This is a genomic window from Streptomyces sp. NPDC002566 (assembly GCF_042889585.1).
GTDB lineage: Bacteria > Actinomycetota > Actinomycetes > Streptomycetales > Streptomycetaceae > Streptomyces.
Genome location: NZ_JBIARD010000002.1, coordinates 391975 through 405769, shown reverse-complemented (window position 1 = coordinate 405769; position 13795 = coordinate 391975). Strand labels below are relative to the sequence as shown.

13 protein-coding genes are annotated in these 13795 nt (G+C 73.2%); 5 read left to right on the top strand and 8 right to left on the bottom strand.

From position 1 onward, the window contains the following. Window positions 1-12 precede the first annotated feature (12 nt). Window positions 13-1440: an aspartate ammonia-lyase gene (gene aspA, locus ACFYXA_RS09060; protein ID WP_389029996.1), complete on the top strand. Its 1428-nt coding sequence runs from the start codon at window positions 13-15 to the stop codon at window positions 1438-1440. A 58-nt stretch (window positions 1441-1498) separates the two neighbouring features. Continuing rightward, window positions 1499-2437 (top strand): glutaminase, encoded by a 939-nt coding sequence (locus ACFYXA_RS09055; RefSeq protein WP_352248352.1) that lies wholly within the window; start codon window positions 1499-1501, stop codon window positions 2435-2437. Between the two features lie 143 nt (window positions 2438-2580). Here the strand turns inward: ACFYXA_RS09055 and ACFYXA_RS09050 are convergent, their stop codons facing one another. Then, a complete protein-coding gene (locus tag ACFYXA_RS09050; RefSeq protein ID WP_389029993.1) occupies window positions 2581-3762 on the bottom strand; it encodes a D-alanyl-D-alanine carboxypeptidase family protein in 1182 nt (393 codons plus the stop codon). Between the two features lie 107 nt (window positions 3763-3869). Further along, window positions 3870-5012, bottom strand: a complete 1143-nt coding sequence (gene rho, locus ACFYXA_RS09045) for a transcription termination factor Rho (protein WP_352248356.1) — start codon at window positions 5010-5012, stop codon at window positions 3870-3872. A 370-nt stretch (window positions 5013-5382) separates the two neighbouring features. Here rho and ACFYXA_RS09040 point away from each other — a divergent pair, with 370 nt between their 5' ends. Further along, the gene (locus ACFYXA_RS09040; protein WP_352248358.1) at window positions 5383-6297 is read left to right on the top strand and encodes a hypothetical protein; all 915 of its coding nucleotides are present in this window, start codon (window positions 5383-5385) and stop codon (window positions 6295-6297) included. 28 nt (window positions 6298-6325) lie between these two features. On the opposite strand, the gene ACFYXA_RS09035 is transcribed toward ACFYXA_RS09040, so the two are convergent. Continuing rightward, complete coding sequence (locus ACFYXA_RS09035; RefSeq protein WP_352248360.1) at window positions 6326-6724, bottom strand: nuclear transport factor 2 family protein; 399 nt, start codon at window positions 6722-6724, stop codon at window positions 6326-6328. Between the two features lie 133 nt (window positions 6725-6857). Here ACFYXA_RS09035 and ACFYXA_RS09030 point away from each other — a divergent pair, with 133 nt between their 5' ends. Next, window positions 6858-7610 carry a class I SAM-dependent methyltransferase gene (locus ACFYXA_RS09030; protein ID WP_389029988.1) on the top strand — a complete coding sequence of 251 codons (753 nt, stop codon included), beginning with the start codon at window positions 6858-6860 and terminating at the stop codon, window positions 7608-7610. 75 nt (window positions 7611-7685) lie between these two features. Continuing rightward, window positions 7686-8426 (top strand): class I SAM-dependent methyltransferase, encoded by a 741-nt coding sequence (locus tag ACFYXA_RS09025; protein ID WP_352248364.1) that lies wholly within the window; start codon window positions 7686-7688, stop codon window positions 8424-8426. 50 nt (window positions 8427-8476) lie between these two features. Here ACFYXA_RS09025 and ACFYXA_RS09020 read toward each other — a convergent pair whose 3' ends face one another. The 5 genes from ACFYXA_RS09020 to ACFYXA_RS09000 all read right to left on the bottom strand — a co-directional run bounded on the left by ACFYXA_RS09020 (window position 8477) and on the right by ACFYXA_RS09000 (window position 12878). Further along, window positions 8477-9643, bottom strand: a complete 1167-nt coding sequence (locus tag ACFYXA_RS09020; protein WP_389029984.1) for a serine hydrolase domain-containing protein — start codon at window positions 9641-9643, stop codon at window positions 8477-8479. Window positions 9644-9753: 110 nt separating this feature from the next. Further along, on the bottom strand, window positions 9754-10722 hold the full coding sequence (locus ACFYXA_RS09015; protein ID WP_389029981.1) for an acetylxylan esterase: 969 nt from the start codon (window positions 10720-10722) through the stop codon (window positions 9754-9756). Window positions 10723-10823: 101 nt separating this feature from the next. Then, complete coding sequence (locus ACFYXA_RS09010) at window positions 10824-11405, bottom strand: hypothetical protein (protein WP_389029978.1); 582 nt, start codon at window positions 11403-11405, stop codon at window positions 10824-10826. Window positions 11406-11515: 110 nt separating this feature from the next. Then, window positions 11516-12280 (bottom strand): ferredoxin reductase, encoded by a 765-nt coding sequence (locus tag ACFYXA_RS09005; protein ID WP_389029975.1) that lies wholly within the window; start codon window positions 12278-12280, stop codon window positions 11516-11518. Beyond that, window positions 12273-12878, bottom strand: a complete 606-nt coding sequence (locus ACFYXA_RS09000) for a sulfite oxidase-like oxidoreductase (protein WP_352248374.1) — start codon at window positions 12876-12878, stop codon at window positions 12273-12275. Before ACFYXA_RS09000 ends, ACFYXA_RS09005 begins: the two co-directional genes overlap by 8 nt. Window positions 12879-13795 lie beyond the last annotated feature (917 nt).

Genomic DNA, 13795 nt, shown 5'->3' with positions numbered 1-13795 from the left:
ACCCGCACTTCCATGACCGCCGCAGCCACCCGCCGTGAACACGATCTGCTGGGGGACCGGGACGTCCCCGCCGACGCGTACTGGGGTGTGCACACCCTGCGGGCGACGGAGAACTTCCCCATCACCGGCACCCCGATCTCCGCCTACCCGCACCTCATCGACGCCCTCGCCGCCGTGAAGGAGGCCGCCGCCCTCGCCAACGAGGAACTCGGCCTGCTGCACCCGAAGAAGGCCGCCGCCATCGTCGCCGCCTGCCGCGAGATACGCGCCGGCCGTCTGCACGAGCAGTTCGTGGTGGACGTCGTGCAGGGCGGCGCCGGCACCTCGACCAACATGAACGCCAACGAGGTCGTCGCCAACCGGGCGTTGGAGCTGCTGGGCCACGACAAGGGCCAATACGCGTTCCTGCACCCCAACGAGGACGTCAACCTCGGACAGTCCACCAACGACGTCTACCCGACCGCCGTCAAGGTCGCCACGGTCTTCGCGGTGCGCGGACTGCTCAAGGCGATGGCCGTCCTCCAGGACGCCTTCGCCCGCAAGGCGGTGGAGTTCGAGGGCGTCCTGAAGATGGGCCGCACCCAGCTCCAGGACGCCGTGCCGATGACGCTCGGACAGGAGTTCTCGGCGTTCGCGGTGATGCTGGACGAGGACCGCAGCCGGCTCGCCGAGGCCGCCGAGCTGATCCACGAGATCAACCTCGGCGCCACCGCGATCGGCACCGGCCTCAACGCCCCCGCCGGCTACGCCGAGTCGGCCCGCCGCCATCTCGCCGAGATCACCGGGCTGCCGCTGGTGACCGCCGCCAACCTGGTCGAGGCCACCCAGGACTGCGGGGCGTTCGTCCAGATGTCCGGCGTCCTCAAGCGGATCGCCGTGAAGCTCTCCAAGAGCTGCAACGACCTGCGCCTGCTGTCCTCCGGGCCCCGCGCCGGTCTGGGGGAGATCAACCTGCCGCCCGTGCAGGCCGGTTCGTCGATCATGCCGGGCAAGGTCAACCCGGTCATCCCCGAGGTCGTCAACCAGGTCGCCTTCGAGGTGATCGGCAACGACGTCACCATCACCATGGCCGCCGAAGCCGGACAGCTCCAGCTCAACGCCTTCGAGCCGATCATCCTGCACTCCCTGTCGGAGTCGATCACCCACCTGCGCGCCGCGTGCCTCACCCTCGCCGAACGCTGCGTCGACGGGATCACCGCCAACACCGAGACCCTGCGCGCGACGGTCGAGAACTCCATCGGTCTCGTCACCGCCCTCAACCCCCACATCGGCTACACGGCGGCCACCGACATCGCCAAGGAGGCCCTCGCCACCGGCCGAGGAGTCGCCGAACTCGTCCTGGAGAAGGGCCTGTTGCCCGCCGAACGGCTCACCGAGCTGCTCCGGCCGGAGATCCTCGCCGGCAGCGGCTCGCCGCTCGCCCCGCAGTCCCTGACCTGATCCGTTCCGGCCCGCGGCGACGCTCCCGGACCGGCGCCGGGAAACCCTGAGAGGCACAATGGCGATCATGACGACGACGTCCTCGCCCGGTTTCCGCCCGGTCCTGGAGCGCATCGCCGAGGAGATGGAGCGCACCCCGGGCCGCGGTCGGCCCGCCGACTACATCCCGGCGCTCGCGGCCCGCGACCCGCGCCGCTTCGGCATGGCCGTCGCCGAACCGGACGGCACGGTGTACGGCGTGGGGGACTGGCGCGAGCCGTTCTCCACGCAGTCCATCACCAAGGTGTTCACCCTCGCCCTGGACCTCGCCCGCGAGGGCGACGAACTCTGGGAGCACGTGGGCCGCGAGCCCTCCGGCAACGCCTTCAACTCCCTGGTCCAGCTGGAGTACGAGAACGGCATCCCCCGCAACCCGTTCATCAACGCGGGCGCCCTCGTCGTCACCGACCGCCTCCACACCCGTACGTCGGACGCGGCGGGCGAGCTGCTGTCGTTCCTGCGCGCCGAGAGCGGCGACCCCGCCCTCGACTTCGACCTGGACGTCGCCGCCTCCGAGTCAGCGCACGGCGACCGCAACGCCGCCCTCGCCCATTTCATGGCGTCCTACGGCAACATCGACAACCCGGTGCCGGTCCTGCTCGACCAGTACTTCCGCCAGTGCTCCATCACCGCCTCCTGCGCCGGGCTCGCCCTGGCGACGGGCTTCCTCGCCCGGCACGGCGTCCGCGCCGACGGCAGCAGGCTGCTCACCCGCAGCCAGGCCAAGCAGGTCAACGCCGTCATGCTGACCTGCGGCACCTACGACGCGGCCGGCGACTTTGCCTACCGCGTCGGCCTGCCCGGCAAGAGCGGGGTCGGCGGCGGCATCATCGCGGTCGTCCCCGGCCGCTGCACGTTGTGCGTGTGGAGCCCGGGCCTGGACGAGCGCGGCAACTCGGTGGCGGGCGTCGCCGCCCTGGACCGCTTCACCACACTGACCGGCCTGTCGGTGTTCTGACCCCGACAGACCGGACGACGCGTCGGCTAGTGGTCGTTCTTGTAGTAGTGCTGCGTCTGGCTCCTGCGGTCCGGACCCAGCCAGATGGTGACGCCGATGTTCTTGCCCTCGGGGAGGTCGTAGACGCCCCCCTGCGAGGCCCTTCACATGCCTGACGGCCGGCGGTGTCTCCTCGGCCGCAGGACCAGCGCCATGACGGCCGCACCGAGGAAGGCCGCGCCCGCGATCAGGGCCGCGTCCGCCCAGCCGGGTCCGTCGGCGGGGGCCGACGCGGCGGCCACCGGCACGACCTCGGGGCCCGGCGCCGGACGCCGCCGCTCGCGCAGCCCGTCCAGCGAGCCCACCGGATCGACCTGCCCGGCCGCCTCGAACCCCCAGTCCAGCAGGTTGCGCGCCTCCTCGTAGACAGCGTGGGCGCCGCCCGTCCGGGGGTGCATCACCGTGACCACGAGGGTGCGCCCCTCGCGGCGGGCGGCGGCCACCAGCGTGTGGCCGGCCTCGCTCGTGTAGCCGTTCTTCACGCCGATCAGCCCCTGGTACGGCTCGACGCCGTCCTCGCCGCTCAGCAGCCGGTTGGTGTTGGCGATCCCGAACCACCGGCCGTCACGGCCGGGGAACCGCGCCTGCACGGTGGCGCAGTACCGCGCGAAGTCGGCGTTGCGCAGTCCCGCCCGCCCGAACACCGCCAGGTCGTACGCCGACGACACCTGGCCGGGCGCGTCGTACCCGTCGGGCGACACCACGTGCGTGTCCAGGGCCCCCAGGGAACGCGCTTTGGCCCGCATCCGCGCCGCCGTGGTCTCCCAGCCCCCGTTGAGCGAGGCCAGGACGTGCACGGCGTCGTTGCCGGAGCTGAGGAACACCCCCCGCCACAGGTCGTCGACCGAGTACGTCTCGCCCTCGACGACGCCCACGAGACTGCTGCCCGCACCGATCCCCATGAGCTCCTCCTCGGCGACCCGGTGGCGGATGCCGCCGGGCAGGACCGGCAGCACGGTGAGGGCGAACAGGGTCTTCATGGTGCTGGCGGGCGGCAGCGGGCGGTGCGCGTTCGACGCGGCGAGCACCTCGCCGGTGCGGGCGTCGGCCACCACCCAGGACAGCGCGGAGACGTCCGGCAGCCCGGGTGCTCCCGGGTGCGGCCGCACCTGTGTGCCGGCCCGGTACAGCAGGGCCGGCCGGGGCAGCGTGGCCCGCGCTCCGCCGTGTGGACCGGGGTCCGGCTCGGCGGGTGCGGCGACGGCGGCGGGCCCGAGGGTCAGCACGCCCGCCACACAGATCGCGCAGGCCTGCGCAGCCGTCCGAGAGGAGAATCCGATCGTCATGTGATCAAACTAGGAACTCTCCCGCGCTTTGCGGCGCTGCCGGTGCCCGACGCGCGCACGAGCCACCCGGATGCCGCACCTCAGGGGTCCTGGGGGATGCGGCGGGGTCAGCCGGCGGGCAGCGTGGGCTGGACGCGGCGCAGGAAGGCCGCGTTGTCCGGGGTGTCGCGCAGCCGCTGCAAGAGCGTCTCCAGGTTCGCCCGGCCGTCCCGGGTCCGCAGGGCCCGGCGCAGCCCCCGCACGGCCGCCAACTCGCCCGGGGTCAGGAGGAGTTCCTCGCGGCGGGTGCCGGAGCCGTCGACGTCGACGGCGGGGAAGACCCGGCGGGAGGCCGGCTCCCGGTCGAGACGCAGCTCCATGTTGCCGGTGCTCTTCAGCTCCTCGAAGAAGAAGTCGTCGGCGCGGGACCCGGTCTCCACCAGGGCGGTGGCCAGCACGGTGAGCGAGCCGCCCTCCTCCGCCGCCCGCGCCGCGCCGAAGAACCGCTTGGGCCCGGTCAGCGCGGTCGCGTCGACCCCGCCGCTGAGGGTGCGGCCCCCCGCGGCGGCCGCGTTGTTGTGGGCCCGGCACAGCCGGGTCAGCGAGTCGAGCAGGATCACCACGTCCTCACCGGCCTCGACGAGCCGCTTGGCCCGCTCCACGACCAGCTCGGCGAGGGCGATGTGCTGCCGGGGAGTCCGGTCGAAGGTCGAGGCGTACACCTCGCCCCGTACGGAGCGCCGCATGTCGGTGACTTCCTCGGGGCGTTCGTCGAGGAGCACCACCATCAGCCGTGCCTCGGGGTGGTTCCCGGCCACGGCGGCGGCGATCTGCTGGAGCAGCACGGTCTTGCCGGTCTTGGGCGGGGCGACGATCAGCCCGCGCTGCCCTTTGCCGACAGGCGCGAGCAGGTCCGTGACCCGCCCGGCGAGACCGGCCGCCGGATGTTCGAGCCGCAGCCGCTCGTGCGGATGCAGGGGCGTCAGATCGCGGAAGTCCCTGCGGGCGCGGGCCTCCTGTGGTGTACGGCCGTTGACGCGCGCCACGTCGGTGAGCGTGCGCGACGCGCCGTGCGTCCCCTCCACGAAGTCGCCTCGGCGCAAGCCCAGCCGGCGGATCAGCGCGGCCGGGACCTGGACGTCGGCGGGGGAGGGCAGCAGGCTCTCGGCGCGCAGCCGCCCCTTCCCGTGTCCGTCGACGTCGAGGACGCCGCCGGCGAGCTGGGCCGGGAACTCCGGCCGGACAGAGGGGTGTTCGAGAGTGGTGGTCATGATGTGGGAGTCCTTTCGGAAGGACGGAGGGCTGGAGAGCCAAGTGGAGAAGGGGAGTCGCCGCGAGAGGGAGGGGCGATGGAACGCACGCCTGCCGACGGCGGGAAAGGCACACCTCGGGTGCGGCGCGAATGGCCTGCTCAGGAGGAGTGCGGGAAAGCCGGCGCCCATGCCGTCGAACGGCGGGCGGATCGGCGAGAGAACGAAGACGGCACCGTAGCCGAAGAAACAGCCTCCACGAATGCCATTCGCAGCGTAGCACGCCCTCGCGTCGGCCGCTCGGGCAACCGCGATCGAGGGCGAGGTACCCAGACCATAACGATCTGCGACAACAGGGGACTTGACCACCAACGATGGGTATCGTCACGCCATGTCCACGCCGCCGCAGCCGCAGCAACCGGAACAGCCTTCCGACGCGCCCGTCCAGCCGAGCGCGTACCCGTACCCGCACCCCCGGTCGCCGGGCCCGGGCGAGGGCACGGGGCACCCGCAGGCCGCACCGGCTCCGCAGCCGGGGCAGCAGGCCTTCTACCACCAGCCGACCCTGGCCGGACTGCCCGCGCAGCCCCCGACCCAGCCTCACCCGGGCAACCCGTACGCCCAGCACGCCGGCTACGGCCCCGCGCCCGCCCCGCCGTCCGGCGGCGGCGGAAAGGCCGCCGGACGCGCCGTGCTGTGGGCCGTCGTCGGCGCGGTCGTGGCCTCCGCCGCCTGGGCGGCGGGCGTCTTCCTCATCGGTGACGGCGGGGGAGCCGAGGCGGACCTGCGCGGCTACACCGCGCCCGCGAACCTGTGCACCAGCGCCGACTACTCGTCGTTCAAGGCGCAGTACACCGGGGACGCCGGCACGCCGACCCACAACGAGCTGGAGGACCCCGCCCTCGACGACAGCTACTGCAGCGTCAGCCTGAAGAAGGCCGGCTCCACCTACACCGACGCCTACCTCTCCATCCAGCTGCAACTGCACAAGAAGACCGACCCGGGCCCCGAGTTCACCGCCCGCTGGAAGAACTACGCGGAGAGCCGCACCGGTTACGACGTGGACACCGTCACCGGCATCGGCGACGAGGCCTACCTCGTCAGCCAGGACACCACCGGCAGTTCCAGCAGCAGCGGCTCCATCGACGCCACCCTCGCCGTCCGGGACGGCTGGGTGACGTACTCGATGGACTACAGCCTCTACCTCTCCTCGTACGACGTCGACAAGGACCCGCCGGAGCTCGACGAGGTGGTCGACTGGCTGAAGAAGGACACCAGGGCCACCCTGGGGGCGCTCGGCGACTGACCGCCCCCGTCGTGGAGGCGCGGCACGCTCACACCGCCCGCGCCTCCGCCTCCTTGACGATGTCGTCGAACCGCGCGCCCATGGCCCCCGCAAGCGCCTGCGCGCCCGACAACGGCCGCACCATCACCGTCAGTTCGTCGATCAGGCCGTCCTCGCCGACATGGATGAAGTCGCAGCCGCTCAACTCCCGGCCGCCGACGCGGGCCGTGAACACCAGCGCGCTGTCCCGGCCGTCCGCCCCGGCGAGCTCCTTCTCGTACCGGAAGTCCTCGAAGACCTGCGACACCGCCCGCAGGATCGCCGCGGTGATCGCCTTGCCCGGGTACGGCTTGAAGACGACCGGGCTGGTGAACACCACGTCCTCGGCCAGCAGGTCCGCCGCGGCGTCCATGTCGCCGGCCTCGACCGCCTCGCGGAAGGCACGCATCCCGATCACCTCATAGTCAATTAGTTGATTAGCCACTGAGGAGAGTAATCAGTGACCCGCCACCGGACAAGCGGCCGGCCCCTGTGCCTCTCGGCCGGCCGTGCCGCCGGCCCGCCCGGGTAGGCTGGCGACGATGTTCAGCCCCGAAGGCCCCACGCTGCGCGAGCTCGCCGCCCAGGCCCTGTCGTCCGTCGAGCGCGGCTACGACCTGCTCGCGCCGAAGTTCGACCACACGCCGTTCCGCACGCCCGACTCCGTTCTGGACGCGGTGAGTTCGGCGCTGGGCCGGACCGGTCCCTACGACGACGGCCTGGACCTGTGCTGCGGCACGGGCGCCGGCGTCGACGTCCTCGCCACGCTGTGCCGGCGCAGCGTCACCGGCGTCGACTTCAGCGCGGGCATGCTCGACGTGGCCCGCGAGCGCACGAAGGCGGACCCTGCGGCACCGCCCCGGGTGTCCTGGGTGCGCGCGGACGCACGGGCCCTGCCGTTCACCGCCGCCCGCTTCGACCTCGTCGTCAGCTTCGGCGCGTTCGGGCACTTCCTGCCGCGCGAACTGCCCGGCCTGTTCGCCCAGGTGCACGCCGCGCTGCGGCCCGGCGGACGCTTCGCCTTCCCCGTCGTCGCCCCGCCCCGCGCGACCTCCCGCGCCTACTGGATGCTCCTCGGCTTCGACGCCGTGATGCGGGCGCGCAACGTCGTGTGGCGGCCGCCGTTCGTCATGTACTACCGGGCGTTCCGGCTCGGCGAGGTACGTCGTGAGCTGGAGCGCGCGGGATTCGACGTGAGCCTGCGCGCCCTCCCCGAGTTCGGCACGAGGAGCGACGGGAGTCCACGCCTGCGGCTGGTCGAGGCACGCAGAGCGGGACCCGCCGAGAGTTCCTGACCGTGCGCCGCGACCGCGGGGCGGGCGTCCAAAACACGTGGACAACTCTCCGCGCCGCCCGGCAGAGTGATGCCGATGACGAGCAGTGAGCTGTGGACGCGAGCGACCGCCGACCGCTACGACGCCGAGGAGACGGAGATGTCCTCGGCCGCCGTGCTGGGGCCGACCGTCGCCTTCCTCGCCGAACTCGCCGGAGACGGCCCGGCACTCGAGTTCGCCGTCGGCACCGGCCGAGTCGGAGTCCCGCTCCGCGAGAGCGGCGTGCCCGTCGTGGGCATCGAACTGTCCAAGGACATGGCCGCGGTCCTGCGGCGCAAGATCGGCGAGGACATGCTCCCGGTGACCATCGGGGACATGGCCACGACCGTCGTCCCCGGCGAGTTCACCCTCGTCTATCTCGTCTACAACACGATCACGAACCTGCTCACCCAGGACGAGCAGGTCGAGTGCTTCCGCAACGCCGCCCGCCACCTTGCCCCGGGCGGCCGGTTCGTCATCGAACTGGGCGTGCCTCCACTGCGGTTGCTGCCGCCCGGGCAGGTCGCGGTCCCCTTCGACGTCTCGGAGCGGCACCTCGGCTTCGACACCTTCGACCTGGTCGAGCAGATCCTCGTCTCGAACCACTTCACCCGCGACGGCGAGGACGGCCGTTACCGGCGCGGCAACTCCCGCCACCGGTACGCGTGGCCGGCGGAGCTCGACCTGATGGCGCGGATCGCGGGGCTTGAACTGGAACGGCGCGTCGCCGACTGGGACGGATCGCCGTTCACCCAGGACTCCCCGAAGCACATCTCCGTGTGGCGCAAGCCGGCCTGAGCCCGCCCGGCCTTCCCCGGCGAGCCCCGGCGCACCACTGCACTCCCGTGTCACAGGGCGCTGTACACCGCCCGCACCAGGGCCATCTTCCGGGGATCGTCCGCGATGTGGGGTCCCATGCGGTTCATGACATAGCCCAGAGAGACTCCCGTCTCCGGGTCGGCGAGGCCGCAGGAGCCGCCGAAGCCGTCGTGCCCGACGGCCCGGGGATTGGGTCCGTACCAGCCGTTCGGGCCGCTCAGCCACAGCCCGAGCCCGATCTCCGTGTCGTGTGCGAAACCCGCCCCCAGCACCAGGTCCCGGCAGGCTCCCTGCCCCTCACGGACCCGCTCGGCCGCCTCCGGTGACAGCACCCGGCGGCCGGCGAGCGCACCCCGGCCGGCGATCACGCCGTACAGCGCGGCGACGGCCCGCGCCGTGCCGTGGCCGTTCGCCGCCGGTATCTCGGCGGCCCGCCAGCCAGGCGAGTTCGCCTCGTCGGCGCCCGCCAGGGGGTTGGTGAGGGCGGCGAGCGCGGCGGGCGTCAACTGGCTGAAGACCGCGGCCTGTTCGCTGCTCGTGGCGGCTCGCGGGTGCACCATCTCGGCGGCGCGGCCGGCCTCCTTCTCCGGCAGCCCGATCGTGAAGTCGACACCGAGCGGCCCGGTCACCTCCCGCTCCAGGAACGCGCCCGGCAGCAGACCCGACACCCGCCGCACGACCTCACCGACCAGGAAGCCGTAGGTGAGGGCGTGGTAGCCGGACCGGGTGCCCGGCTCCCACCAGGGTTCGGTGGCCGCCAGCCGGGCGACGGTCAGCTCCCAGTCGTACAGCTCGTCGAGGGAGTGCGGCTCCCGCAGGCCCGCCAGTCCCGCGCGGTGGGACAGCAGATGCCGCACCAGGACCCGCTCCTTGCCCGCCGCCGCGAACTCGGGCCAGTACGCAGCCACCGGCGCGTCGAGGTCGAGCAGCCCGCGGTCGACGAGGATGTGCGCGCACAGCGCCGTCGGTCCCTTCGACGTGGACCACACGTTGACCAGCGTGTCCCGCTCCCACGCGCGGGTGCGCGCCGCGTCCGCCCAGCCGCCCCAGAGGTCGACCACCGGCGTGCCGTCCACGAGGACGCTCACCGCCGCGCCCAGTTCGTCGCGTTCCCGGAAGTTCTCCTCGAACGCGGCGCGCACCGCCGCGAACCGCTCGTCGCAGTGGCCGTGGACCTGTGGCACGTGCTCGGACATGGGCCCTCCGTGATCCGCCGGAACCCCGGACCGCCACAGCGCGGCCCGGGCACCCCGAACATACCGACTGGTCGGACAGGAGGGAAGGTCGATTCCGGCGCCTCCGGCCGTCAGGCGTACGACCGCAGCCAGCGCAGCTGGGCCGCCTCCTGGTAGGGGCCGCCGCCCTCGTGGTCGTTGAAGTCGTACACCTCGATCGCCTTGTCCTCGTGCGCCCACGCGTTGAACGCGGCGAACACGGTCGACGGCGGGCATGTCTGGTCCTCCAGCGCCGCCGAGAAGAGGGCGGGCGCCGACGCGCGGGCGGCGAAGTGGACGCCGTCGAAGTACGACAGCGTCCGCAGCACGTCCTGCGTGCGGCCCCGGTGCGTCTTGAGGAACAAACCGATCTCACGGTAGGGATGACGGTCCGTCAGCGTCGCCGCGCGCGGGAAGTCGCACAGGAAGGGCACGTCCGGCGCGACCGCCGACAGGTCCGGCACCAGACCGCCCACGGCGATCGAGATACCGCCGCCCTGGCTCCCGCCCAGCACCGTCGTGCGCGCCGCGTCGCTCAGCGGGTGCGAACGCGCCGCCTCCACGGCCCGCACCGCGTCGGTGAACACCCGGCGGTAGTAGTAGTGCTCCGGCGCGTCGACACCCCGCGTCATGAACCCCGGGAACGCCGGTCCGCCGCCCACCGGGTCGGCCGTGCCGCCCCCGCCGCCCCACGCGCTGCCCTGACCGCGGGTGTCCATGACGAAGTGCGCCCGGCCCGACGACGCCCACAGCAGGTGCTGGTGCGCCAGCCCGCGCCCGCCGCCGTACCCGACGAACTCCACGACCAGCGGCAGCGGTTCGGACGCGCCGGCCGGCAGCGTCAGCCAGCCCTTCACCGGGTGACCGCCGAACCCGGAGAACGTCACGTCGTACACCGAGACCGTGGCCAGTCCCGTGTCGACCGGCTCGAACCGGGCGTCCAGGTCGTGCTCGCGGGCCTCCTGAAGGGTCTTTGACCAGAAGGCGTCGAAGTCCTCCGGCTCGGCGGACGCGCTGCGGTACTCGTGCAGCTCCTCCAGGGACAGGTCGAACAGGGGCATGAACAACCGCCTTCTGTGTCAAGTGCCCGAACGAATGATCACACCGTATGTGCGGTCGGGACCCCCGCACCAGACCGTGATCCGCTCGGGACTCTCCGTCGTCAGGCCCGGCGCCCGCTCCACTCGGGGCCGGTGCGCGCCCACTCCCTGCCCCACTCGTCCAGCCGGCGGCGCCGCGTCACCCGCCGGAACACCGCGTGCCCGAGCAGCACCGCGGCGGCCGCGCCGCCCGCCGTGCACACGCCCGACGTGAGGGTGTGCTGCCACACCGCCGCGCCGTCCGGGGGCGCGGGCACGGCACGACCCCGCGCGTCGAACCACACGCCGACCATGTCGCCGCGCTCCGCGCCGGACGCCACCCGCGCCGGGGCGGTCCGCACCACCCCGCCGGGCTCCGTCCAGCGCACGGTCACCCGGTACGCCTCCTCCCGCACACCCTCCGCGGTGGGCAGCGTCTCCGGCGGGCGGCTCACCACCTCCGCCCGCACCAGGTGCCGTTCGGCCCGCTGCTCGGCGGCGACGGCCCGCGCCTCGTCGTACGCCCACCGGCCGACGAGCGCCCCTCCCAGGGGCGCGGCGATCAGCAGCAGGAGGGCCACGACCAGCACCGTCCAGGCCTCCACGACGTCGGAGCGGCGCCGCAGCGGGTTCTTCCGCCAGCGCCAGCGCAGCCGGGTTCGCATGCGACCTCCTCGCCGTCACACGGACGAGTCACCACAAACAGGAGATACCCGTTCGGGCGAAGATCGCTCACCGGGACGCTTCCGGGAACGGCCCGGCCGTTCCGGTCCGCTCAGCCGAAGCGCTCGATGCGGATCCGATCCACCGGCTGCCCCGCCGCGACCAGCAGCCGCGACGCGTGCTCGGCGAACCCGTTCGAGCCGCACACGTACGCCTCCCAGCCGCCCGCCGGCGCCTCGGCGACCAGCCGCGCCAGGTGGCCGGCCGCGAGCCGCCCCACGGCCGTGCCCTCGGGCGCGCTCCGGGTGAACACGGGCGTGGTCTCCGCGCCGTACTCGTCCGCGTAGATCAGCTCCTCGGGGCTGCGGGCGGACACCAGCAGGCGCAGCGGCACGGACAGCCCCCGGGCCCGGCGGTGGCGCAGCATCGACATCAGCGGGACGACCCCGGAGCCCGCGCCGATCAGCAGCGCGGGCCGGTCGCCGGGCCAGGCGAAGAAGCCGCTGAGCGGCCCGCGCACCTCGACCTCGTCACCGGGCTCGGCGACGGTGTGGAACCAGCCGGAGACCTCGCCGCCGGCCACGTGGTCCAGGGTCAGTTCGATGTGCCCCGAGTCGTCGGGGGCGGAGGCGATCGAGTAGTGCCGCTGGGCGGTGTAGCCGTCGCCGGCGGTGAGCCGCAGCGCCAGGTGCTGTCCCGGCAGGTGCCCGGACCAGGCGGGCACCGCGAAGCGGAACGTCGACGCGTTCGGCGTCTCGCGGCGGATGCCCGTGAGCGTGGCCCTCTGCCACACCGACGCCGCCGGGTCGCTCACGGGGATGCGGCCGGGTACGGCGAACCTGGTCGGGGGAGTGAACGCGGGAAGGGTCTCAGTCACCGGAGTACCTCTGCTCCTCCCAGGGGTTGCCGCGCTCGTGGTAGCCGTTCTGCTCCCAGAAGCCCGCCTCGTCGTGGTCGAGCAGCCGCAGGCCGGCGATCCACTTGGCGCTCTTCCAGAAGTACAGGTGCGGCACGATCAGCCGCGCCGGGCCGCCGTGCTCCGGGGCGAGCGGCTCGCCGTCGTAGGTGAAGGCGATCCACGCCCGGCCGCCGGTCAGGTCCGCGAGCGGCAGGCCGGCGGTGTACCCGGTGTGCGAGTAGGCGACGGCGTGGGTGGCGTCGGCCCGCGGCCGGACGGCGTCCAGGAAGGCGTCGAGCGACACGCCGCCGAACGTCACGCCGAACTTCGACCAGCCGGTCACGCAGTGGATGTCGCCCCGGTACGCGGAGGCGGGCAGTTCGTGCGCCTGCCGCCAGTTCCAGGTGCGGGGCGCGTCCACCAGCCCGTCGATCGTGAGGCTCCAGTCGGCGGGCGCGAGGTCGGGGGTGACCTCGGCGGACAGCACGGGCCAGTCGTCGCCCGCGTCGTACTGGCCGGGCGGCAGCCCGGGGTTGTGGACGCGCGGGCGTCCGGTGAAGCCTCGGGTGACGTTCATGTGGGTCCAGCGTGAGGATGGCGGGCGGTTGCACCGCCCACGGTACGTGCCCGCCGACGGGGCGCTGCCGCCCGGGGGCGTCCGCGATCGTTAAGCGCGTATGAACACTCGCGGGCGGTGGGAATAGCCGCCCGCCGATCCCCCTTGCACGTGTCGATCCGGAACCAGCGGTGGCCATCGGTCCGGCGGCACGAACGAGAGTGGGGAGCACATGGCGGAGGCGAACGTCTTCACACACGACGACGACCGGAAGCCCGACGCGTCGGAACCGGAACCCGACTCCCTGCCGATGCCCGGCGATCCGGCTCCGGCTTCGCTCGCGGGGCGGCGTGTGTCGGGTGACTCGGCTGCGATCTCGCCCGCCGGGCGGGACGTGTCGGGTGACTCGGCTGAGGCTTCGCCGACGGGGCGGCGTGTGCTGGGCGACCCGGCTCCGGCCACGCCCACGGGGCGGCACGTCTCGGGCGACGCGGCTGCGGCTTTGCCCGCCGGGCGGCGTGTTTCGGGTGACCGGGCTGCGGCCTCGCCCACGGGGCGGCGTGTGCTGGGCGACCCGGCTCCGGCCACGCCCACGGGGCGGCACGCCTCCGGTGACCCGGCTGAGGCTTCGCCGACGGGGCGGCGTGTGCCTGGTGATGTGGCTCCGGTCTCGTCCATCGGGCGGCAGGTCCCCGGCGACTGGGCTGTGGCTTTGCCCGCCGACCGGCACCGGGCCGGTGACCTGGCTTCGGCCTCGACCACCAGGCGGCAGGTGCCCGGTCATCCGGCTGAGGCTTCGCCGACGGGCCGGCAGGTGTCCGGCGACCCGGCTCCGGTCTCGCCCATCGGGCGGCAGGTCCCCGGCGACTGGGCTGTGGCTTCGCCCGCCGACCGGCACCGGGCCGGTGACCCGGCTCCTGCCTCGCCCACCGGGCGGC